This is a genomic window from Enterobacter cloacae complex sp. I2 (genome assembly GCF_014896205.1).
Lineage (GTDB): Bacteria > Pseudomonadota > Gammaproteobacteria > Enterobacterales > Enterobacteriaceae > Enterobacter > Enterobacter quasihormaechei.
The window spans coordinates 260,128-284,070 of sequence record NZ_JADBRA010000001.1 but is presented as its reverse complement, the minus strand read 5'-3'; the positions used below and the strand labels follow the sequence as shown (position 1 = coordinate 284,070).

18 protein-coding genes are annotated in these 23,943 nt (G+C 56.4%); 13 read left to right on the top strand and 5 right to left on the bottom strand.

The window, feature by feature from the left end:
* Positions 1–5: 5 nt before the first annotated feature.
* The 3 genes from sdaC to queF form a co-directional block, all read right to left on the bottom strand.
* Entirely contained in the window at positions 6–1,295 is a 1,290-nt protein-coding gene (gene sdaC / locus IM300_RS01430) for an HAAAP family serine/threonine permease SdaC (RefSeq protein ID WP_063869315.1), read from the bottom strand.
* Between the two features lie 504 nt (positions 1,296–1,799).
* The gene (ppnN, locus tag IM300_RS01425) at positions 1,800–3,164 is read right to left on the bottom strand and encodes a nucleotide 5'-monophosphate nucleosidase PpnN (protein ID WP_063451916.1); all 1,365 of its coding nucleotides are present in this window, start codon (positions 3,162–3,164) and stop codon (positions 1,800–1,802) included.
* A 116-nt stretch (positions 3,165–3,280) separates the two neighbouring features.
* Entirely contained in the window at positions 3,281–4,123 is an 843-nt protein-coding gene (queF, locus tag IM300_RS01420; RefSeq protein ID WP_193034961.1) for an NADPH-dependent 7-cyano-7-deazaguanine reductase QueF, read from the bottom strand.
* Positions 4,124–4,192: 69 nt separating this feature from the next.
* Here queF and syd point away from each other — a divergent pair, with 69 nt between their 5' ends.
* The 8 genes from syd to IM300_RS01380 all read left to right on the top strand — a co-directional run bounded on the left by syd (position 4,193) and on the right by IM300_RS01380 (position 12,513).
* Entirely contained in the window at positions 4,193–4,738 is a 546-nt protein-coding gene (gene syd / locus IM300_RS01415; RefSeq protein WP_193034958.1) for a SecY-interacting protein, read from the top strand.
* Between the two features lie 632 nt (positions 4,739–5,370).
* On the top strand, positions 5,371–5,700 hold the full coding sequence (locus IM300_RS01410) for a YqcC family protein (protein WP_063451913.1): 330 nt from the start codon (positions 5,371–5,373) through the stop codon (positions 5,698–5,700).
* Positions 5,697–6,482 carry a tRNA pseudouridine(65) synthase TruC gene (gene truC / locus IM300_RS01405; protein WP_193034956.1) on the top strand — a complete coding sequence of 262 codons (786 nt, stop codon included), beginning with the start codon at positions 5,697–5,699 and terminating at the stop codon, positions 6,480–6,482. Before IM300_RS01410 ends, truC begins: the two co-directional genes overlap by 4 nt.
* A 15-nt stretch (positions 6,483–6,497) precedes the next feature.
* Entirely contained in the window at positions 6,498–6,947 is a 450-nt protein-coding gene (locus IM300_RS01400) for a flavodoxin (RefSeq protein WP_063869327.1), read from the top strand.
* Between the two features lie 294 nt (positions 6,948–7,241).
* Complete coding sequence (gudP, locus tag IM300_RS01395) at positions 7,242–8,597, top strand: galactarate/glucarate/glycerate transporter GudP (RefSeq protein WP_063451910.1); 1,356 nt, start codon at positions 7,242–7,244, stop codon at positions 8,595–8,597.
* Positions 8,597–9,937, top strand: a complete 1,341-nt coding sequence (locus IM300_RS01390; protein ID WP_193035099.1) for an enolase C-terminal domain-like protein — start codon at positions 8,597–8,599, stop codon at positions 9,935–9,937. The genes gudP and IM300_RS01390 overlap by 1 nt, the downstream gene beginning before the upstream one ends.
* Positions 9,938–9,952: 15 nt before the next feature.
* Positions 9,953–11,290: a glucarate dehydratase gene (gudD, locus tag IM300_RS01385; protein ID WP_063869329.1), complete on the top strand. Its 1,338-nt coding sequence runs from the start codon at positions 9,953–9,955 to the stop codon at positions 11,288–11,290.
* 77 nt (positions 11,291–11,367) lie between these two features.
* A complete protein-coding gene (locus IM300_RS01380; RefSeq protein ID WP_193034954.1) occupies positions 11,368–12,513 on the top strand; it encodes a glycerate kinase in 1,146 nt (381 codons plus the stop codon).
* Positions 12,514–12,563: 50 nt separating this feature from the next.
* On the opposite strand, the gene barA is transcribed toward IM300_RS01380, so the two are convergent.
* A complete protein-coding gene (gene barA / locus IM300_RS01375; protein ID WP_063869333.1) occupies positions 12,564–15,323 on the bottom strand; it encodes a two-component sensor histidine kinase BarA in 2,760 nt (919 codons plus the stop codon).
* 57 nt (positions 15,324–15,380) lie between these two features.
* Here barA and rlmD point away from each other — a divergent pair, with 57 nt between their 5' ends.
* The 5 genes from rlmD (at position 15,381) to eno (ending at position 23,062) form a co-directional block, all read left to right on the top strand.
* Entirely contained in the window at positions 15,381–16,679 is a 1,299-nt protein-coding gene (gene rlmD, locus IM300_RS01370) for a 23S rRNA (uracil(1939)-C(5))-methyltransferase RlmD (protein WP_193034952.1), read from the top strand.
* Positions 16,680–16,730: 51 nt separating this feature from the next.
* Complete coding sequence (relA, locus tag IM300_RS01365) at positions 16,731–18,962, top strand: GTP diphosphokinase (protein WP_063451905.1); 2,232 nt, start codon at positions 16,731–16,733, stop codon at positions 18,960–18,962.
* A gap of 66 nt (positions 18,963–19,028) precedes the next feature.
* Positions 19,029–19,820, top strand: a complete 792-nt coding sequence (gene mazG / locus IM300_RS01360; protein ID WP_063869337.1) for a nucleoside triphosphate pyrophosphohydrolase — start codon at positions 19,029–19,031, stop codon at positions 19,818–19,820.
* A gap of 223 nt (positions 19,821–20,043) precedes the next feature.
* A complete protein-coding gene (gene pyrG / locus IM300_RS01355) occupies positions 20,044–21,681 on the top strand; it encodes a glutamine hydrolyzing CTP synthase (protein WP_063451903.1) in 1,638 nt (545 codons plus the stop codon).
* Positions 21,682–21,763: 82 nt separating this feature from the next.
* Positions 21,764–23,062, top strand: a complete 1,299-nt coding sequence (gene eno / locus IM300_RS01350) for a phosphopyruvate hydratase (RefSeq protein WP_013098515.1) — start codon at positions 21,764–21,766, stop codon at positions 23,060–23,062.
* A 52-nt stretch (positions 23,063–23,114) separates the two neighbouring features.
* Here eno and IM300_RS01345 read toward each other — a convergent pair whose 3' ends face one another.
* Positions 23,115–23,939, bottom strand: a complete 825-nt coding sequence (locus tag IM300_RS01345; protein WP_193034950.1) for a MurR/RpiR family transcriptional regulator — start codon at positions 23,937–23,939, stop codon at positions 23,115–23,117.
* Positions 23,940–23,943: the final 4 nt, after the last annotated feature.

Here is a 23,943-nt window from a genome sequence, read left to right as displayed (position 1 = left end):
AGGTATTAGCTGAACAGCGAGTAGAAAATAGCGGAGATGGCAATCAGACCCATCACAACAACGAAGACGTTGCTGATATGGCCGCTGTATTTGCGCATCGCAGGCACTTTCTGAATCGCGTACATCGGCATCAGGAACAGGATCATCGCGATAATCGGGCCGCCCAGGGTTTCAATCATGCCCAGAATGCTTGGGTTCAGGGTGGCTACCGCCCAGGTGGTCACCAGCATGAACAGCGCGGTGATTTTGTTCAGACGGTTGATTTCAATGCTCTTGCCCTTACCGCGCAGAGATTTAATCACCATACCGTTGAAGCCTTCACGTGCGCCCAGGTAGTGGCCCAGGAAGGATTTGGTGATGGCGATAATCGCGATAATCGGTGCCATCCACGCAATCAGCGGTGCGTTAAAGTGGTTTGCCAGGTAAGACAGAATAGAGATGTTCTGCTCTTTCGCCGCCGCCAGATCCGCCGGGGAGAGGCTCAGCACGCAGCTGAACACGAAGAACATTACGGTCAGTACCATCATGATGTGCGCGCGAGCCAGGATGCTGGAGCACTTCTTCTCTGCGCCGTCGCCGTACTCTTCACGCTTCGCTACCGCGAAGGAGGAGATGATGGGTGAGTGGTTGAAGGAGAACACCATTACCGGGATTGCCAGCCACAGGGTCAGCAGCAGGCCGTTACCGGTCGCGGATGCGCTGCTCAGAGACAGGGTTTCCAGGGCAGCACCGTTCCACTGTGGGATCAGGTACAGAGCCAGCACCATCAGGGCCGCAACAAACGGGAATACCAGCACGCTCATCGCTTTCACAATCATCTGCTCGCCGAAGCGCACGATGGTCATCATACCGACGATCAGGATCAGGGAGAGGATCGCGCGCGGCGGCGGGGTCATCTGAAGCTGATGCATCATGAAGCTTTCAACGGTGTTGGTGATAGCGACGCTATAAACCAGCAGAATCGGGTAAATCGCAAAGAAGTAGAGCAGGGTAATCAGCTTACCTGCGCCGACGCCGAAGTGTTCTTCAACAACTTCAGTGATGTCTTCGCCCGGGTTTTTACCGGACAGCACGAAGCGGGTCAGGCCGCGGTGTGCAAAGAAGGTCATCGGGAAAGCGATGATTGCCATGATGATCAGCGGGATCAGACCGCCGACGCCCGCGTTGATAGGAAGGAACAGTACACCAGCGCCGATTGCCGTGCCGTAAAGGCCAAGCATCCACATGGTATCCGTTTTGCGCCAACCGCTTCGGGAATCAATCGAAGCAACGGTGCTGGTTTGAGTGGTTTCCATCTGTATCTCCTGGAGGAAGCAAATTGTCAGGTTTTTAGTCAAATCCGATGAAAAAGTGCCTGACGGTAATATGAAATTCGTTCAGTGACGGTTTTTTAATAATTTTTGCCCGTAACTATTGGCGGGCGGAAAGATACATTCTAGTTATGAATCTATCAGTGATCGCGATCCCAAATGCAATAATCCACTTATGATGTGGGCATCTTTAGACCAATTATCTGTTAAAAAAACATCAAAGAGAATTTACGGGCGCGAAGGCTACCATTAACAACATGTTTTAGAAAAGGCTGGCCCGCGAGATAGGTGTCTTTCGCTGTAAAGAAATGGGATTTTAGTATTTTCTGGCGGGTAATTTTGATTAAGGCTGATTATTTACGGTTTCAGAAACCAGGTAATCGTTTGCGTTGGCGTCAGATTTGCTAATAACATTTAAGAGCGCTATGAATTGCATCACTAATAAAAAAGCCGGATGACGATCCGGCTTGAGTGGAAGGAAATGACGCTTTACTTGATGATTTCGTAACACGGAATATAGGCGGAGCCTGGAAGCTTCATGCGGTGCTGGGCGACAAAGCCCTGCAACATGTCATCCATACGGCGCATCATCTCCGGGTCACCGTGGATCTTATACGGCCCGAACTCTTCAATCGCGCGGATCCCCACCTCTTTCACGTTCCCCGCCACAATGCCGGAGAAGGCGCGACGCAGGTCGGCAGCCAGCACTTCCACCGGCTGATCCGGATAGAGTTTCAGGTTCGCCATGTTCTCATGCGACGGCTCGAAGGGGATCTGGAGATCCGGTGCGATACGAATGGACCAGTTAAAGCTGTAGGCATCCCCGGTATCACGACGGTTCTCTTTCACCAGCGGCATCGCTTTTTTCATCTGACGGGCCACTTCTGCGGCATCGTCAATGATAATGCGGTAGTGACGGCGCGCGTCCTCACCCAGCGTATGCACGATAAACTCGTCCAGCACGCGGAAGTAGTCGGCGCTCTCTTTCGGGCCGGTCAGGATCAGCGGCAGAACCTGGTCTTTATTGGCCGGGTTCATCAGGATCCCCAGCAGATAAAGCAGCTCTTCCGCCGTGCCTACGCCGCCCGGGAAGATGATGATGCCGTGCGCGATACGGACAAACGCCTCAAGACGCTTTTCGATATCCGGCATAATAATCAGTTCGTTAACCAGCGGGTTAGGCGGCTCAGCGGCAATGATCGACGGCTCGGTCATGCCGATAAAGCGACCATCTTTATAGCGTTGCTGCGCGTGTCCTACTGCCGCGCCTTTCATCGGCGCTTCCATCGCGCCAGGACCGCAGCCGGTACAGATGTTCAACTCGCGCAGGCCGAGCTGAGTCCCCACGCGGCGGGCGTACAGATATTCGGTTTCGTTAATGGAGTGACCGCCCCAGCAGACGACCATGTTCGGCGCCTCGCCCACGTGCAGGGCACGGGCGTTACGCAGAATGGAAAAGACCAGGTTGGTGATATGAACGGAGCTTTCCAGATCAAGATGCTGGAAACGACCGGCGTTGCTGATCTGTCCGTTAACAAACAGAATATCGCGCAGCACGGCAAACAGGTTGGCCTGAAGTGAGCGAATAATACGCCCGTCGACAAAAGCGTCCTCCGGCGGGTTGATCACTTCCAGCTTCACGCCGCGCTCGCGGCGCAGCACGTTGATATCAAAACTTTCGAAGCGGGACAGCAGCTCTTTACTGTTGTCGGTCAGGCTTCCGGAGTTCAGTACGGCAAGTGAACAGTTACGAAACAGTTGATAAAGGTCGCTACTGGCGGTGCGTTTAAGCATGTCCACTTCCAGCTGCGACAACATATCCATAGAGCCAAGCGGGCTAATATGTGTAATCAAGTGAGCTCCTTATGGGACGATTATCGTCTTTCCCTGTTGATTACAATAGCCCTGGCTTATGACGTTTCACAACACTTCGGGCGGAATACCGCCCGCATATTGTGAAAATATTTATCTTACTGGCGCACCAGCCGTCCGGTGGCAGGCACAAAATCGGTATTGGTGCGCCACGGGTTGATATCCAGACCCCCACGACGGGTATAGCGGGCATAAACGCTCAGCTTTTCAGGCTGGCAGAAACGCTGGATGTCATTGAAGATGCGTTCCACACACTGCTCGTGGAATTCGTTGTGGTGGCGGAACGACACCAGGTAACGCAGCAGCTTTTCCCGGTCAATTTTCGGGCCGCGATACTGAATCTGAACGGAGCCCCAGTCCGGCTGGTGGGTAATGAGGCAGTTGGATTTGAGAAGGTGGCTGACCAGCGTCTCGTCCACACGCTTTCCGCTCGCCGCGTTTTCGAGGTAGTCGGCGCTAAATTCGTAGCTCTCTATCTCAATATCCTGGTCGTCGATGCAGGTGCCGTGGAAATGGGCAATGGGCTGTCCTTCCAGCTCGTGCAGACGGTATAACGAGACGGATACGTTCCCCTGCGCGCAGGCGGCTAAATCCCGCTCCAGCGTTTGCTGAACCTCGTCCCAGCTGTTGAATCGGGTCTGGTTGAAGCTGTTGAGATAGAGCTTAAAGCTTTTGGACTCGACCAGGTTCACGCTGGCGTAGTCCAGCTCAACGTGGCCCACGGCCACCTGCGGCAGCCCGCGCGCGTTCAGCCAGGAGAGTTCATACAGCGTCCAGATATCGCCGCCAACAAACGGCAGCACATCGGCGTGAAGGCCAAGCGGATCGCGGTTCAGGCTGCGCGGCACGCCCTGAAGCAGGCTTGCGTCGTAGGTGTCGCGGTAATCGGTCGATTTACCCAGCGTTAAGCCCGTTAACGCCTGATGATTTTCGTAAGACATGTTTCATAGCCACTTTACAGGTACACTTAGGGGCTGAGTTTATCCTGTCTTACAAGAAGAGAGAAATCGGTGGATATCGAAACTGCAAATGCCCTGACGAGCTTCACGACCCGCTATTGCGATGCCTGGCATGAAAAGCGGGGGACGTGGCCGCAAAGCACTGAATTATATGGCGTGCCGTCACCGTGCATTATCGCTTCGCAGGATGATTACGTACTCTGGCAACCGAAACCGTTCGCGGGCGAGCAGAACGTAAATGCGGTTGAACGCGCCATGGACATTGTGGTACAACCTGCGCTTCATGCGTTTTATACCACGCAGTTTGCCGGGGATATGACGGCATGCTTTGCACGACAGCCGCTGACGCTGCTGCAAACCTGGAGCGAAGACGATCTTCAGCGCGTTCAGGAAAACCTCATTGGTCACCTGGTCACGCAAAAACGCCTTAAGCTCTCTCCGACTCTCTTTATTGCGACGCTCGACAGTGAACTGGACGTCATTTCTGTCTGCAACCTCTCTGGCGAGGTGATTAAAGAGACGCTCGGCACCCGCAATCGCGACGTTCTCGCGCCTTCACTTGCGGATTTCCTCACCCGCCTTGAGCCGCTTCTGTAATCCATGATGCTACTGGACGTGTGAGAGATCTCTTACACGCTCTGTGAGACATCGCCGAAACAATTAGCATTGTCTTATGAATTTAAGATTAATATTAACTTTTCTTTCAACAGGTTAGCGATTTTCTTAATCGATAACGTCCGTTTCGCCTGGCTTACACTGCACACAAGGTGGGTTGTAAGACGACGCAGAATAGCGGATTCTATCTCTGTCGACAGGATGCCGACGCAAGAAACGAACATCAGGATGATGGCGTTTCTTATCAGGGACACGTCAGGACGACGCCGCAGGAAGGCTTCAGGATGAAGCAAAGTGGATCACGCAGGATGCGTAAGGGACACCTCCAGGAAGGAGAACGAGAGCCGGTCAGGATGGTCGGTGGGTCAGGATGGCCAGGACGTTTCAGGATGAAACCTACACATCAGGACGATGTGAGCAGGAAGCAAAAGGTAAAGGGATGACCAGGCCTTCGGGCATCAGGAAAAGTTGTCACGGATGAGCAGGGAGCACGTATTGTAGCTGGAATGCTGCGAAACGAACCGGGAGCACTGTTTTTACAGTGCTCCCTTTTTTTATTTCTGCCTTCCGCAATGCTATGCTTCGCGCCATTCCGTTTTTCAGTTGAGGTTACTATGACGCATCACGATAGCGTTCGTGCGCAATTGCACGCCATCGAAGCCCTTATGCGCCAGCATCAGCTGTGGCAGGAAAATGCGCCGCAGCCAGAAGCGTTCGCCAGCACCCAACCGTTTTGTCTGGATACGCTGTCCCCGTTCGAATGGCTCCAGTGGGTATTAATTCCGCGCATGCACGCGCTGCTGGAAGGGGGACACGCGTTGCCCCAGGCGTTTGCCGTCTCTCCCTATTACGAAATGGCGCTGGAGGCGACCCACCCGGCGCGCGACGTTATGCTGGTTGAGCTGGAAAAGCTGGATACGCTTTTCGCCGGTGACGATGCATGACGCTTGAGATCCTGTATCAGGATGAGTGGCTGGTGGCGGTGAATAAACCGTCCGGCTGGCTGGTACACAGAAGCTGGCTCGATCGCGATGAGAAAGTGGTGGTGATGCAAACCGTGCGCGATCAAATTGGTCAGCACGTCTTTACTGCCCATCGTCTGGATCGGCCAACCTCTGGCGTTCTGCTGATGGGACTTTCCAGCGAGGCCGGGCGCCTGCTGTCGCAGCAGTTTGAACAGCACCAGATCCAGAAGCGCTACCACGCCATTGTGCGCGGCTGGCTGACGGATTCCGCCACGCTGGATTATCCGCTGGTGGAGGAACTGGATAAAATCGCCGATAAATTTGCCCGCGAGGATAAAGGCCCGCAGCCTGCGGTGACGGAGTATCGCGGTATGGCGACCACAGAACTGCCGGTGGCGACCAGCAAATTTTCTACCACGCGCTACGGTCTGGTTGAGCTTTTGCCCAAAACCGGGCGCAAGCACCAGCTTCGCCGCCACCTTGCGCACCTGCGCCATCCGATTATCGGCGACAGCAAGCACGGCGATCTGCGCCAGAACCGCAGTGCGGCAGAGCATTTTGGCTGCAACCGGCTGATGCTGCACGCCAGCGAGCTGCGCCTGACGCATCCGTTTACCGGCGAACCGCTGACTATTCGTGCGGGGCTGGATGAGGTCTGGATGCAGGCGCTGTCACAGTTTGGCTGGCTGGGACAACTCCCCGAAAATGAAAGGGTTGAGTTTGCCGCAGGCAACGTTCAGGATGAACAGCAAGCGCAATAATGACGGGAGCAAAGCATGGCTGAAGTAGGTATTTTTGTCGGCACGATGTACGGCAACTCGCTGCTGGTGGCGGAGGAAGCGGAAGCAATCCTCGTCAATCAGGGTCATAAAGCCACGGTCTATGAAGATCCGGAGCTGGCAGACTGGGAAAAGTACGCCGATAAATACATTCTTATCGTGACCTCGACCACGGGGCAGGGCGATTTGCCGGACAGCATCATGCCGCTTTTCCAGGGGATTAAAGATCGGCTTGGCTACCAGCCGGACGTGCATTACGGCATCATCGCGCTGGGTGACAGCTCGTATGCAAACTTCTGCGGCGGCGGCAAGCAGTTCGATGCGCTGTTGCAGGAACAGAGCGCTCAGCGCGTCGGCGAGATGCTGCTGATCGACGCCGGCGAGCACCCTGAACCGGAAAGCGTGTCGAACCCGTGGGTTGAACACTGGGCAACGCTTCTTAAATAGTTTCGTAGGCCGGGTAAGGCGTAGCCGCCACCCGGCAACAAAGCCGCACCAAATCCTCAATTCCGTGAAGTATCTTCCATCACTTTGGGCTTATGCCCCAAACCACGTTCCCCACACTCTTCAATGTTGTGTTCCTGCACGGTGAGAGAACGCATCACTCCTTCATATACTTTTCTCGTCACTATAAAACGGCTTGATGCCGTACCAAAACCAAACACCAATCTCTCATTCTGATTACCCTACAGGTGCTGTACAGAATGAACCAGGCGAAAGCTATGTTTCAGGAGTGCAACAATGAGTACATTAAGCCACGCGGCGAGCAGCGCTGAGAAGCGCACCAACGCTCGCTACTGGATAGTGGTGATGCTGTTTATCGTCACATCTTTCAACTACGGCGACCGCGCCACGTTGTCCATTGCCGGCTCTGAGATGGCAAAAGACATCGGGCTCGATCCGGTTGGTATGGGTTATGTTTTCTCCGCATTTTCATGGGCCTACGTTATCGGTCAAATCCCTGGCGGCTGGCTGCTTGACCGCTTCGGCTCAAAACGGGTCTACTTCTGGTCCATCTTTATCTGGTCGATGTTCACCCTGTTGCAGGGCTTCGTGGATATCTTCAGCGGCTTCGGCATCATCATTGCGCTCTTTACCCTCCGCTTCCTGGTGGGCTTAGCGGAAGCGCCGTCTTTCCCCGGTAACAGCCGCATCGTGGCCGCCTGGTTCCCGGCGCAGGAGAGGGGAACGGCGGTAGCCATTTTTAACTCGGCGCAATACTTTGCAACGGTCATTTTCGCGCCCATCATGGGCTGGCTGACGCATGAAGTGGGCTGGTCACACGTCTTCTTCTTCATGGGCGGGCTGGGAATCGTCATCAGCTTCATCTGGCTGAAGGTGATCCACGAACCAAACCAGCACCCGGGCGTGAACAAGAAAGAGCTGGACTATATTGCGGAAGGCGGGGCGCTGATCAACATGGATCAGAAAACCCAAAAGGCTAAGGTCCCGTTCAGCCAGAAATGGGCGCAGATCAAGCAGCTCGTCGGCTCACGTATGATGATCGGCATCTATCTCGGCCAGTACTGCATTAACGCGTTAACCTACTTCTTCATCACCTGGTTCCCGGTTTACCTGGTGCAGGCGCGCGGCATGTCGATTCTGAAGGCGGGGTTTGTCGCCTCCGTACCGGCCATCTGTGGCTTTGTGGGCGGGGTCCTCGGCGGGGTTATTTCCGACTGGCTGATGCGTCGTACCGGTTCGCTGAACATTGCGCGTAAAACGCCCATCGTGCTCGGGATGCTGCTCTCCATGACCATGGTGTTCTGTAACTACGTCAGCGCGGAGTGGATGATCATCGGCTTTATGGCGATGGCCTTCTTCGGTAAGGGCATTGGCGCGCTGGGCTGGGCTGTGATGGCAGACACCGCGCCGAAAGAGATCAGCGGCCTGAGCGGCGGTCTGTTCAACATGTTTGGCAACATTTCCGGCATTGTCACTCCAATCGCTATCGGGTACATCGTCGGCACCACCGGCTCGTTCAACGGCGCGCTGATTTATGTTGGCGTCCATGCGCTGGTGGCGGTACTCAGTTACCTGGTGCTGGTGGGTGATATCAAACGTATCGAACTGAAACCTGTTGGGGAGCGCGGATGATGACAACGCAATCAAGCCCTATCGTAACGGAGATGAAGGTCATCCCGGTGGCGGGGCAGGACAGCATGCTGCTCAACATTGGCGGCGCGCATAACGCCTGGTTTACCCGCAACATCGTGGTGCTGACCGACAGTGCAGGAAATACCGGCGTCGGGGAAGCGCCCGGCGGAGAGGTGATTTACCAGACGCTGGTCGACGCCATCCCGCAGGTGGTTGGGCAGGAGGTCGCCCGCCTGAACAAGGTGGTCCAGCACGTGCATAAGGGCAACCAGTCGGCGGATTTTGATACCTTCGGTAAAGGCGCCTGGACCTTTGAACTGCGGGTTAACGCGGTGGCGGCGCTGGAGGCGGCTCTCCTTGATTTACTGGGCAAGGCGCTGAACGTGCCCGTCTGCGAGCTGCTGGGGCCTGGCAAACAGCGTGATGCGGTAACGGTGCTGGGCTATCTGTTCTACATTGGCGACCGGACTAAAACCGATCTGCCGTATCTGGATCGCTCCCCAGGCAGCCACGAGTGGTATCACCTGCGTCATCAGGAAGCGCTCAACGCCGAGGCGGTGGTACGCCTGGCAGAGGCGGCGCAGGATCGCTACGGCTTTAAAGACTTCAAGCTGAAAGGCGGCGTCCTGCCGGGCGAGCAGGAGATTGACAGCGTACGGGCGTTGAAAAAACGCTTCCCGGAGGCGCGCATCACCGTCGATCCGAACGGCGCATGGCTGCTCGATGAAGCTATCGCGCTGTGCAAAGGGCTGGGCGACGTGCTGACCTACGCGGAAGATCCGTGCGGCGCGGAGCAGGGCTTCTCTGGCCGCGAGGTGATGGCGGAGTTCCGCCGCGCCACCGGACTGCCGGTCGCAACCAACATGATCGCCACCAACTGGCGCGAAATGGGGCACGCGGTGATGCTGAATGCGGTGGACATTCCGCTGGCAGACCCGCACTTCTGGACCCTTTCCGGCGCGGTGCGCGTGGCGCAGCTGTGCGATGACTGGGGGCTTACCTGGGGCTGCCACTCCAATAACCATTTCGACATTTCGCTGGCGATGTTTACCCACGTTGGCGCGGCGGCGCCGGGCAACCCGACCGCCATCGACACCCACTGGATCTGGCAGGAGGGCGAAGCGCGCCTGACCAAAAATCCACTTGAAATCAAAAACGGCACCATTGCCGTACCGGATGCGCCGGGGCTGGGCGTGGAGCTTGACTGGGATCAGATCCACAAGGCGCATGAAGCGTATAAAAAATTGCCGGGCGGCGCGCGCAATGACGCGGGCCCGATGCAGTACCTTATCCCCGGCTGGACATTTGACCGTAAGCGCCCTGTTTTTGGACGTCACTGAAAAAAGGATCGAACGATGAGCACATTTTCTACCCCTGTAGTCACCTCCATGCAGATTATCCCCGTCGCGGGACATGACAGCATGCTGATGAACCTGAGCGGCGCTCACGCGCCGTTCTTCACCCGCAATATCGTGGTGATCAAGGACAACTCAGGACACACCGGTGTGGGTGAAATCCCGGGCGGGGAGAAGATCCGTAAAACGCTGGAGGACGCCATTCCGCTGGTGGTGGGTAAAGCGCTGGGCGAGTACAAAAATGTGCTGACCAGCGTGCGTAACACCTTTGCCGATCGCGATGCGGGTGGCCGTGGTCTGCAAACGTTTGATCTTCGCACCACTATCCATGTGGTCACAGGCATTGAAGCCGCGATGCTGGATCTGTTAGGCCAGCATCTGGGCGTCAACGTTGCCTCCCTGCTGGGGGACGGCCAGCAGCGCAGCGAAGTGGAAATGCTCGGTTACCTGTTCTTTATCGGCAACCGCAACCTCACCCCGCTGCCGTACCAGAGCCAGCCGGACGAAAAATGCGACTGGTATCGCGTGCGCCACGATGAAGCGATGACGCCGGACGCGGTGGTGCGCCTGGCGGAAGCGGCGTATGAAAAATATGGCTTCAACGACTTCAAGCTGAAGGGCGGCGTGCTGGCCGGTGAACAAGAGGCGGAGGCGATTACCGCGCTGGCGAAGCGTTTCCCGCAGGCGCGCGTCACGCTGGATCCGAACGGTGCCTGGTCGCTTGATGAAGCGATCGGCATTGGCAAGCAGCTCAAGGGCGTGCTGGCCTACGCGGAAGATCCGTGCGGCGCAGAGCAGGGTTTCTCCGGACGTGAAGTGATGGCGGAGTTCCGTCGCGCCACCGGACTGCCAACCGCCACGAACATGATCGCAACCGACTGGCGCCAGATGGGGCACACGCTCTCGCTGCAATCGGTGGATATTCCGCTGGCAGATCCGCACTTCTGGACGATGCAGGGCTCGGTTCGCGTGGCGCAGATGTGCCACGAGTTTGGCCTGACCTGGGGCTCGCACTCCAACAACCATTTCGACATTTCGCTGGCGATGTTCACCCACGTGGCGGCCGCTGCGCCGGGCAACATTACCGCCATCGACACCCACTGGATCTGGCAGGAGGGCAACCAGCGCCTGACCAAACGGCCGTTTGAGATCAAGGGAGGTATGGTGCAGGTTCCCGCCACGCCGGGTCTGGGCGTTGAGCTGGATATGGATCAGGTCATGAAAGCGCACGAGCTGTACCAGAAACACGGCCTGGGCGCACGTGATGATGCGCTGGCGATGCAGTACCTGATCCCTGAATGGTCATTCGACAATAAACGTCCGTGCATGGTACGATAAGCGCATTGGGACCGCTCCCATGAGTGGTCCCTTACGTGGTGTATGCTTAACGTAACTAACATGCGTAAGGATGGCTTATGAAAATTGTTATCGCTCCGGACTCGTATAAGGAAAGCTTGAGCGCGCTTGAGGTGGCGACAGCGATAGAGGTCGGTTTTCGCGAAATCTTCCCCTCAGCGGAATACGTCAAATTACCGGTTGCCGATGGTGGCGAAGGGACGGTGGAGGCCATGGTGGCCGCCACGCAGGGGCGCCTTGTCCATGTTCCCGTTACCGGGCCTTTGGGTGAACGCGTGGAAGGGTTTTTCGGCTTATCCGGAGACGGGCAAAGCGCGTTTATCGAAATGGCGGCCGCGAGCGGCCTGGAGCTTGTTGCTCCGGCAAAGCGTAACCCGTTAATCACCACCTCGTGGGGAACCGGGGAACTCATCCGTCATGCCCTGGACGCGGGCGTTAAGCATATCATTATCGGCATTGGGGGCAGCGCGACCAATGACGGTGGCGCAGGCATGGTGCAGGCACTGGGGGTAAAACTGCTGGATGCTAAAGCGCAGCACGTTGGGCCGGGCGGCGGTGAACTGGCTAGCCTTGCCCATATCGATCTCAGCGGGCTGGACAAGCGGCTGGCATCCTGCCGAATCGAAGTGGCCTGCGATGTGACCAACCCTCTGATCGGCGAGGCTGGCGCGTCTGCGGTATTCGGTCCTCAGAAAGGGGCGACGCCGGAAATGGTCAGGACGCTGGACGACGCGCTTGCGCATTTCGCAAAAATTATCGCCCGGGATCTGGATATTGACGTTTTAAACCTGGCGGGCGGCGGTGCGGCTGGTGGGATGGGGGCGGCGCTGTACGCTTTTTGCGGCGCGCAGCTTCGTCAGGGCATTGAGATTGTCACCGATGCGCTGCATCTTGATGAACAGGTCGCGAACGCCGATCTGGTGATCACGGGCGAAGGGCGTATCGACAGCCAGACGATCCACGGCAAAGTGCCCGTTGGCGTAGCGAGAGTCGCGAAACGCTACAACAAACCGGTTATCGGCATTGCCGGCAGCCTGACGGCGGACGTTGGCGTGGTGCACGAGCATGGGCTGGATGCCGTATTCAGCGTTATTTTCACCATCTGTTCCCTGGAGGACGCGCTGGAAAATGCGCAACAGAACGTGCAGATGGCCGCAAGGAATATTGCGGCGGTCATAAAGGTGGGGCAGGGGATTTCGCGTTAACGATCGTGCTCCTGTAGGCCCGGTAAGCGAAGCGCCACCGGGCTATTGTCTTAGTTCCCCAACACCTTCATCGCTTCCCGCGTCACGTTGTCCATCTCGTCCAGCAGCTCCAGAAATTCCGGTTCAAGATCTGTTTCCGGCGTACCCGCGCGGAGCTGCTGTTCAAGCAGCTGGCAGAGATTTTTCAGCCGCGGCACGCCGCTGTAGCCGCAGCTGCCGTGTAGCTTATGGATAGCCTCCAGCAGCCCTTCAGGATTTTCACCCACCAGCTGTTCTTCTACCTTATTTCGAATCTCAGGCAGGAAGTCCACCAGCATTTGCAGCATATCGCGCGCCAGATCGGCTTTGCCCGCCGCCTGCCGCAGCGCCAGTTGCCAGTCAAACGTGGCATTCTGGTTGACGCTGATTTCCGGCGATTCAGCTGAAATGGTGTATGTCCCGCCAATGTGACCCGGCTTGTAGCGCAGCAGCAGGCTGTGCAGCTTCTCTTCGTCGATCGGTTTCGCCAGATAATCGTTCATGCCCGCACCCAGCAGCTTCTCTTTTTGTCCCGCCATCGCGTGCGCCGTCACGGCAATCACCGGCGTCTGCTGCTGGTGCGGAAGCTGGCGAATCAGCTCGCAGGCGCGGATGCCATCCATGCCCGGCATCTGAATGTCCATCAGGATCAGGTCAAACTGCATCTGTTTGGCCTGCTCTACGGCTTCGGCGCCGCTGGTACACAGCTCAACGTGCTGAACCTGATCCTCAAGCAGCACGCCAATCAGCTTCAGGTTGGCCGGGTTATCGTCCACAGCCATCACCGTCATCGGGAGCTTACGTTCATCGTTCGCCAGCAGCAGGGGCTGATTCGTCAGACGGCAATATTCGGTCAACGCGGGTAACAGCCGTGTGGCGGTGAGGGGTTTCAGCAGACACGCCGCCGCCCCGTCGTTTTTCAGCTCTTCGGCATTAAGCTGGGCGTGACACGGCAGAGCCAGCAGCAGGTAGTCCGTCATTGAGGCCGCCTTCGCCAGGCGTTCCTGCTGCATGGTGAGCTCTCCGGTAAACGTCACCGGAATACCCATCAAAAGGATATCGTAATGATCGTTCGCCAGCGCGGAGAAGGTCGGGCTGTAAACCACCTCCAGCGGCGTAGTGCTTAACACATCCAGCGTACACTGCGCCGCGGCGGCGTTCGGTTCCACGTAGGCCAGACGCATCCCTTTCAGGCAGTCGGTGACCGGACCGTCGGTCTGCACGTTCGGATTAAGGTCGAGATTGATATGGAACCAGAAGGTCGAGCCCCGGTTAGGCTGGCTGTGGAAGGAGATATCGCCTCCCATCTCTTTCACCAGCTTTTGGGTGATCACCAGCCCCAGGCCCGTTCCGCCGTGACGACGGGAAATGCTCGCATCGGCCTGGCGGAACGCCTGGAACAGACGCGACTGATCGCGCTCCGGAATGCCGATGCCGGTATCCCGGATCTGCACCTCAATCTGGACCTTGTTATTACTGAGCGCCCGTTTTTCGACCAGAATGTCAATGTTGCCGCTCTCGGTGAATTTGATCGCGTTGCCCACCAGATTGGTGATGACCTGTTGCAGGCGGAGCGGGTCGCCAATGACGTTATCCGGCACGTCGTTTTTAATATTGAGCGTCAGCTCCAGCCCCTTATCATGCGAGGAGTGGGCAAGCAGAGTGACCACGTCATCCAGGGTGCTGCGCAGCGGGAACGGAATACTCTCCAGAATCAGCTTGCCCGCTTCCAGCTTCGAGAAGTCCAGCACGTCGTTAATGATGGTCAGCAGGTTGTTGGCCGATCGTTCTATGGTATGCAGGTGATCGCGCTGGGTTGGATTCAGCTCGCTTTTGAGCGTCAGGCGGGTGAAGCCGATCACCCCGTTCAGCGGCGTTCGCAGCTCGTGCGACATGTTCGCCAGGAATTCAGACTTAATACGAGCCGCCTCCTGCGCGCGTTTTTTCGCCAGATCCAGCTCCACGTTCTGGATCTCCATCTGCTCCAGCGTTTCGCGCAGGTCGGAGGTTGCCTGGTCAACGTTGTGCTGCATCTCTTCGTGATAGGCCGCCAGCGACATCGCCATCGAGTTGATGCCGTTTTTTAGCATATCCAGCTCGCCGAGCATAAAGCCTTCCACGCGGCTGTCGAGCTGACCCCGACGGATCCGGTCAACGGTATTCACCATGTTGCGAATAGGCCCCGTGACGTCGCGCATCAGTCGCCAGCCGAAGATTAGCGCAATGCCGATACAGAACAGCATCATCACGCCGGAAATGAATATTTCTTTGTACTGCTGGAGCCGCACCGACTTGAGATCCAGCTCCAGCGCCACGTATCCCAGCATATTATTGCTGGACTTCGCATCCGACTGGGCTGATTCATCGGGTGAATAGCTTTCCGAGATAATCGGCGTGCGCAGGATCATGATATCGCCGCGCCGCAGGACCGTGAGATGACGCGGGAAGGGCGTACCTTCCGGGATTTTCAGCGACGTGGGATCCAGATGAAAATTCGAGGTAACGAACAGGCGGTTATGTTCGTCGTAAACGGAAATGGCGCGCACGATCTCTGAATGTCGGCGGTGCAGCACGCTGATTAACTGACCAATGGATTCGCGGTTTTGCAGGTTCATGCCGTACTCGCTGGAGACGGCCAGCGGTTCGATAATGCTGGCCCCGGCATCTTCAAGCTGCCTCTGCAAATCGTTATAGCGATGCACCACAAAGAAAATGCTCAGCAGCAAACCGATGAGAACGGTAGGAGCGAGGATCAAAATCATCATGCGTGCGCGCAGGCTGTAGTTGGTCATGGAGTTCCGTTATGGGACAATCAGGCTAATTATGTTTATTTGAGAACAATCTCGGCGATGGCGCAATTCTACTCTGCAAAACGACGCGTGACGACGCGTCAGATCATAACTGTTGAAGCCACGGACCTCGATCCTTTCGGTCAGGGGGTGGCGCGTCATAACGGCAAGACGCTGTTTATCACCGGTTTGCTGCCGGGAGAGCGCGCAGACATTACGCTGACGGAAGACAAACGCCAGTATGCGCGCGGCCAGGTTAAGCGCCGTCTTAACGATAGCCCGGAACGCGTCACGCCTCGCTGCCCCCATTTTGGCGTCTGCGGTGGCTGTCAGCAACAGCATGCCAGCACAGAATTACAGCAAAAAAGTAAAAGCAGCGCACTGGCCCGCCTGCTAAAACATGACGTCAGTGACATTGTGGCTGACCAGCCGTGGGGCTACCGTCGCCGCGCTCGCCTGAGCCTCAGCTATCAGCCAAAAACCGAACGGCTGGAGATGGGTTTTCGCAAGGCTGGCTCCAGCGATATCGTCTCCATCATACAGTGCCCTGTTTTGGCGCCCCAACTTGAGGCGCTGCTCCCGGCTGTGCACCACTGTCTTGCATCGCTGGACGGGGTGCGTTCGCTGGGGCATGTCGAACTGGTGCTGGCTAACAGCGGCCCGCTGATGGTGCTGCGCCACACCGCGCCGCTCTCACCGGAAGATCGCGAAAAACTGGAACGCTTTTCGCATTCTCATGAGCTTGCGCTTTTCCTTGCGCCGCAAAGCGAGATACTTGAGCAGGTCAGCGGAGAAGCGCCCTGGTATGCGTCAGACGGACTACGCTTAACGTTCAGCCCACGGGATTTTATCCAGGTCAACGACGGCGTAAACCAGCAGATGGTGGCGAATGCGCTGGCATGGCTTGACGTCCAGCCCACCGATCGGGTGCTCGATCTGTTCTGCGGTATGGGGAACTTTACCCTGCCGCTGGCCCGCAAAGCAGCAAGCGTGGTTGGCGTGGAGGGCGTTGAGGCGCTGGTGGCGAAAGGCCAGGAGAACGCCAGGCAGAACGGCTTGCAAAATGTGACATTCTTTCATCAAAATCTTGAGGATGATGTCACGCGGCAACCGTGGGCTAAGCAGGGCTTTGATAAGATCCTGCTCGATCCGGCGCGCGCGGGTGCGCCGGGCGTGATGCAACATATAATTAAACTCGCGCCTGAACGCGTGGTCTATGTTTCCTGTAATCCGGCGACGCTCGCCCGTGACAGTGAAGCATTATTGAGCGGGGGTTACCAGATTCGGCGTCTGGCAATGCTGGACATGTTCCCGCACACTGGACATCTGGAATCGATGGTGTTGTTCGAGCACATCTAATGAGTTTGGCTTGTCGACTTCGACAGGCCCTTGTCCCTAAAGGAGAGGACGATGGTTGCGGTAAGAAGTGCACATTTAAATAAAGCTGGTGAGTTTGACCCTCAAAAATGGATCGCAAGTCTGGGGATTTCCAGCCAGCAGTCGTGTGAACGCTTAACCGAAACCTGGGCCTATTGTTTACGCACAACGCAGGGGCATCCGGACGCTGAACTGCTGTTGTGGCGCGGCGTGGAGATGGTCGAAATTCTGTCCATGCTGAACATGGATATCGAAACGCTACAGGCCGCACTGCTGTTCCCCCTGGCGGATGCGAACGTGGTGACGGAAGACGTGCTGCGTGAAAGCGTCGGCCAGTCCGTCGTGGCGCTCATCCACGGCGTGCGCGATATGGCCGCCATCCGTCAACTGAAGGCCGCGCAAACGGATTCTGTCTCTTCCGAGCAGGTGGATAACGTCCGCCGGATGCTGCTGGCGATGGTGGATGATTTCCGCTGCGTGGTGATCAAGCTGGCGGAACGGGTAGCCCATCTGCGCGAAGTGAAGGATGCGCCGGAAGACGAGCGCGTCCTCGCCGCCAAAGAGTGTACGAATATCTATGCGCCGCTGGCGAACCGTCTGGGGATCGGGCAACTGAAGTGGGAGCTGGAAGATTACTGCTTCCGCTACCTGCATCCGGCGGAATACAAACGCATTGCAAAACTGCTGCACGAACGCCGCATCGACCGCGAGCACTATATCGATGAATTTGTCAGCGGGCTGCGCCAGTCGATGAAAGAGGAGAATGTGCGCGCCGAGGTCTACGGGCGTCCGAAGCACATCTACAGCATCTGGCGCAAAATGCAGAAGAAACACCTCGCCTTTGACGAGCTGTTCGACGTGCGCGCCGTACGTATCGTGGCGGAACGTTTGCAGGACTGCTACGCCGCGCTGGGGATCGTGCACACCCATTTCCGTCATCTGCCGGACGAGTTCGACGACTATGTCGCGAACCCGAAACCGAATGGCTATCAGTCCATCCACACCGTGGTGCTCGGCCCTGGCGGCAAAACCGTGGAAATTCAGATCCGTACCAAACAGATGCACGAAGACGCCGAGCTGGGCGTGGCGGCGCACTGGAAATACAAAGAGGGCACCTCCGGCGGCGGTCGCTCCGGTCACGAGGATCGTATCGCCTGGCTACGTAAGCTGATTGCGTGGCAGGAAGAGATGGCCGACTCTGGCGAAATGCTCGATGAAGTGCGCAGCCAGGTCTTCGACGATCGCGTCTACGTCTTTACCCCGAAAGGGGATGTGGTGGATTTACCGGCAGGCTCCACGCCGCTCGATTTCGCCTACCACATTCACAGCGACGTGGGTCACCGTTGCATCGGGGCGAAGATCGGCGGGCGCATCGTACCGTTTACCTATCAGCTACAGATGGGTGATCAGATTGAAATCATCACCCAGAAGCAGCCAAACCCAAGCCGCGACTGGCTTAATCCGAACCTCGGTTACGTTACCACCAGCCGCGGGCGCTCTAAAATTCACGCCTGGTTCCGCAAGCAGGATCGGGACAAGAATATCCTTGCTGGTCGCCAGATCCTTGACGACGAGCTGGAGCATATCGGGATAAGCCTGAAAGAGGCGGAGAAATTCCTGCTGCCGCGCTACAACTTCAACGAGCTGGACGAGCTGCTGGCGGCCATTGGCGGAGGTGATATTCGCCTGAACCAGATGGTGAACTTCCTGCAAGCGCAGTTCAACAAGCCAAGCGCGGCAGAGCAGGATGCCGCAGCGCTGAAGCAGCTCCAGCAGAAAACCTACGCTCCGCAGCAGCGCAGCAAGGACAATGGCCGCGTGGTGGTCGAAGGGGTGGGTAACCTGATGCACCATATTGCCCGCTGCTGCCAGCCGATCCCGGGGGACGATATTGTCGGCTTCATCACGCAGGGGCGCGGGATCTCGATTCACCGCTCCGACTGTGACCAGCTTGCAGAGCTGCAATCGCATGCGCCGGAACGTATCGTGGAAGCCGTCTGGGGAGAAAGCTACTCGGCCGGCTACTCGCTGGTCGTGCGCGTTACCGCCAACGACCGCAGCGGCCTGCTGCGCGACATCACCACTATTCTCGCTAACGAGAAGGTCAACGTGCTGGGTGTTGCCAGCCGCAGCGATACCCGCGAGCAGCTTGCCACTATCGATATGACCATCGAAATCTACAACCTTCAGGTGCTGGGCCGCGTGCTCGGCAAACTGAACCAGGTGCCGGATGTGATTGACGCGCGTCGTCTGCACGGCGGCTAAACATCCTCTTTTGTAGGCCGGGCAAGGCTTCGCCGCCACCCGGCTTGTTTTTTAATGGATAAGATTATGACTCAAATCGACCGCCTGCTCGGCATCATGAAGCGTCTTCGCGACCCGGAAAACGGCTGCCCGTGGGACAAAGAGCAGACTTTCGCCACCATCGCGCCTTACACGCTGGAAGAGACTTACGAAGTGCTGGACGCGATTTCGCGCGAAGATTTCGACGACCTGCGCGGCGAGCTGGGCGACCTGCTGTTCCAGGTGGTGTTCTACGCCCAGATGGCGCAGGAAGAGGGGCGCTTTAACTTTGACGATATCTGCGCCGCTATCAGCGACAAGCTGGAGCGTCGCCATCCGCATATCTTTGGCGACGCCACCGCAGGCAACAGTGCGGAAGTGCTGGCGCGCTGGGAGCAGATTAAAAGCGCCGAACGCGCTGAAAAATCTCAGCACTCGGCGCTGGACGACATTCCCCTGAGCTTGCCTGCGCTGATGCGCGCCCACAAAATTCAAAAGCGCTGCTCGGCGGTAGGATTTGACTGGCACTCTCTTGGCCCGGTGCTGGAAAAAGTGCACGAAGAGATCGACGAAGTGATGCACGAAGCGCAGCAGGCCGTTGTGGATGAAGCAAAGCTGGAAGAGGAGATGGGCGATCTGCTGTTTGCGACCGTCAACCTTTCGCGCCACCTCGGCGTAAAAGCGGAAACGGCGCTGCAAAAAGCGAACATTAAATTCGAACGACGCTTTCGCGAAGTGGAGAGGATTGTGGCCTCGCGCGGCCTGGAAATGAGCGGCATTGACCTCGAGGCGATGGAAGAAGTCTGGCAGGAAGTAAAACGCCAGGAACATGATCTCTAACGAAATTTTGCGATCAAGCGCAATTTGTGTGATTTTTTAAATGACAAGCGCTTGATTTGCGTCAAAAACATTTACCCAAAAGGGGCTATTTTCTCACTCCTTATGTTTGTCATGGCCTGGGAAGGAGACGGAGAATGAAAGTTTGTGGCGCTCGTCGTGTTCGGGTATACTACTTTCCCGTCCTGGTTATTCCATCGTTTCACCCTAACTTCTCAGGTTCAGCATGACAACGAACTATATTTTTGTGACCGGCGGGGTCGTATCCTCTCTGGGTAAAGGCATTGCCGCAGCCTCCCTCGCAGCCATTCTTGAAGCCCGTGGCCTCAATGTGACCATGATGAAACTGGATCCGTACATCAACGTCGATCCTGGCACCATGAGCCCAACCCAACACGGGGAAGTGTTCGTTACTGAAGACGGCGCTGAAACCGATCTGGATCTTGGCCACTACGAGCGTTTCATCCGTACCAAAATGACCCGTCGTAACAACTTTACGACTGGCCGCATCTACTCCGACGTGCTGCGTAAAGAGCGCCGTGGCGACTACCTGGGCGCAACCGTGCAGGTTATCCCACACATCACTAACGCTATCAAAGAACGCGTCCTTGCCGGTGGCGAAGGGCATGACGTTGTGCTGGTTGAAATCGGCGGTACCGTAGGGGATATCGAATCCCTGCCGTTCCTCGAAGCGATTCGTCAGCTGGCGGTAGATATTGGACGCGAACACGCGCTGTTCATGCACCTGACGCTGGTGCCATACATGGCAGCCGCGGGTGAAGTGAAAACCAAACCGACTCAGCACTCCGTTAAAGAGCTGCTCTCTATCGGTATTCAGCCAGACATCCTGGTTTGCCGCTCCGATCGCGCGATTCCGGCGAACGAACGTGCGAAAATTGCATTGTTCTGTAACGTGCCTGAAAAAGCCGTTATTTCAATGAAAGACGTCGATTCCATTTATAAAATCCCGGGCCTGTTGAAATCTCAGGGTCTGGACGATTATATTTGTAAACGATTCAGCTTGAACTGTCCGGAAGCTAACCTGTCTGAATGGGAGCAGGTGATTTACGAAGAAGCCAATCCGGGCGGCGAAGTGACTATCGGTATGGTCGGTAAGTACATTGAACTGCCGGACGCCTATAAGTCAGTTATCGAAGCGCTGAAGCACGGTGGTCTGAAGAATCGCGTCTCCGTTAACATCAAGCTGATTGATTCGCAGGATGTTGAAACGCGCGGCGTCGAAATTCTGAAAGATCTGGACGCTATTCTCATCCCTGGCGGCTTCGGCTACCGCGGTGTTGAAGGCAAGATCGCCACTGCACGCTATGCGCGTGAAAACAATATTCCATACCTCGGCATCTGCCTGGGTATGCAGGTTGCGCTGATCGAATTTGCGCGCAACGTAGCGGGAATGGAAAACGCGAACTCTACGGAATTTGTGCCAGACTGTAAGTACCCTGTCGTGGCGCTGATTACGGAATGGCGCGACGAAGACGGTAACGTCGAAGTCCGTACCGAGAAGAGCGATCTGGGTGGCACCATGCGTCTTGGCGCACAGGCCTGCCAGCTGTCCGACGATAGCGTAGTTCGCCAGCTTTACGGCGAGCCGGTCATCACCGAGCGCCATCGTCACCGCTATGAAGTCAACAACATGTTGTTGAAACAAATTGAAGCTGCGGGCCTGCGTGTTGCGGGCCGCTCCGGGGACGATCAGTTAGTCGAGATCATCGAAGTGCCTAACCATCCGTGGTTCGTTGCTTGCCAGTTCCACCCGGAATTTACTTCAACGCCGCGTGACGGACATCCGCTGTTTGCCGGCTTCGTGAAAGCCGCCAGCGAGTACCAGAAGCGTCAGGCGAAGTAAAAAAAGTTAGAACGGCAACGCGTACCCCTGGTACGCGTTGTTTGTCTGGAGTTTTAGTTTAACTTGTACTGAGGAAAATCTAATGTCCAAAATCGTTAAAGTCATCGGTCGTGAAATCATCGACTCCCGTGGTAACCCGACCGTTGAAGCCGAAGTTCATCTGGAAGGTGGTTTCGTCGGTATGGCAGCAGCTCCATCAGGTGCTTCTACAGGTTCCCGCGAAGCGCTGGAACTGCGTGATGGCGACAAATCCCGTTTCATGGGCAAAGGCGTACTGAAAGCGGTTGGCGCTGTTAACGGTCCTATTGCTCAGGCTATCATTGGCAAAGATGCCAAAGATCAGGCTGGCATCGACAAGATCATGATCGATCTGGACGGTACTGAAAACAAATCTAACTTCGGTGCGAACGCAATCCTGGCGGTTTCCCTGGCGAACGCCAAAGCAGCCGCGGCTGCTAAAGGTATGCCACTGTTCGAGCACATCGCTGAACTGAACGGCACCCCAGGCAAATACTCCATGCCTGTACCAATGATGAACATCATCAACGGTGGTGAGCACGCAGACAACAACGTTGATATTCAGGAATTCATGATTCAGCCAGTTGGCGCGAAAACCCTGAAAGAAGCGGTTCGTATGGGTTCTGAAGTGTTCCACAACCTGGCTAAAGTTCTGAAAGCTAAAGGTATGAACACTGCTGTTGGTGACGAAGGTGGCTACGCGCCAAACCTGGGTTCTAACGCAGAAGCGCTGGCTGTTATCGCTGAAGCGGTTAAAGCAGCAGGCTACGAGCTGGGCAAAGACATCACCCTGGCGATGGACTGTGCAGCATCTGAATTCTACAAAGACGGTAAATACGTTCTGGCTGGCGAAGGCAACAAAGCGTTCACCTCCGAAGAGTTCACTCACTTCCTGGAAGACCTGACCAAACAGTACCCAATCGTGTCTATCGAAGACGGTCTGGACGAGTCTGACTGGGATGGTTTCGCATACCAGACCAAAGTACTGGGCGACAAAATCCAGCTGGTTGGTGACGATCTGTTCGTAACCAACACCAAGATCCTGAAAGAAGGCATCGAGAAAGGCATCGTTAACTCCATCCTGATCAAATTCAACCAGATCGGTTCTCTGACCGAAACGCTGGCTGCGATCAAAATGGCGAAAGACGCTGGCTACACCGCTGTTATCTCTCACCGTTCTGGCGAAACTGAAGACGCGACCATTGCCGACCTGGCTGTGGGTACCGCTGCTGGCCAGATCAAAACCGGTTCTATGAGCCGTTCTGACCGTGTTGCTAAATACAACCAGCTGATTCGTATCGAAGAAGCGCTGGGCGAAAAAGCACCATACAACGGCCGTAAAGAGATCAAAGGTCAGGCATAAGCCTGAGCTTTCATTTCAATAAAAAAACCCGCTTCGGCGGGTTTTTTGTTTTCTATAACAGAAGCGGTAGCGTTGCGCTGGCCGTTTGCTGACTCACCTCGCCGTAACGGCCATCAATGGCGATAAGGGTAGTGGTAAGCAGCTCGATAAGCAGCATGACGCCAACTTTGGCATTCAGCGCACCCGCGCTCAGCGGCCCCTCGGGCTTTGCCGCAACCAGCTGCATATCGCTGAGGGACGCCAGCGGGCTGCGTGGCGTATTGCTGAGCGCCAGCACCTGCACGCCGCGCTTGCGGGCTAGCTTCACGACGTGGAGTAAATCGCGGGTCGATCCCGAACTTGAGATAGCGACCACCAGCGTCTCGTCAGACAGCGTTGCCGCATTCATGGCCGCGCGATGCATATCGCTAAACAGCTGCACGGGTTTGCCCAGCCGCAGGAGCTTGTAATGCAGATATTCCCCGAGGATCGCGCTGGCGGCCACCCCGTAAATCTGCACCGACCGCGCCTGATGCAGCGCCTGCGCGGCCTTTTCCAGCAGCGCTCTGTCGAGGAGCCTGGCGGTATCCTGTAGGGCCTGCACGGATTCATCCACGACGTTATCGATTTCATCCCCGGCCTGACGTGCGGGCTGGCCCTGCTGAATATCCAGCGCCAGCGCCATTTTAAATTCGTTATATCCCTTACAGCCCAGCGTCCGGCACAGGCGCGTCACGCTGGCCTCGCTGGTGTGACTTTCGCGCGCCAGCTCGGTGATCGTCAGGTACAGCACCCGCGCAGGATCGTTGAGAACAAATTCCCCCAGCTTTTGTTGCGTCGGGCTGTACCCGGAAGCCTCCTGGCGTAACTTCAGCAGCAGGTTTTCATGGTCTGACATGCTA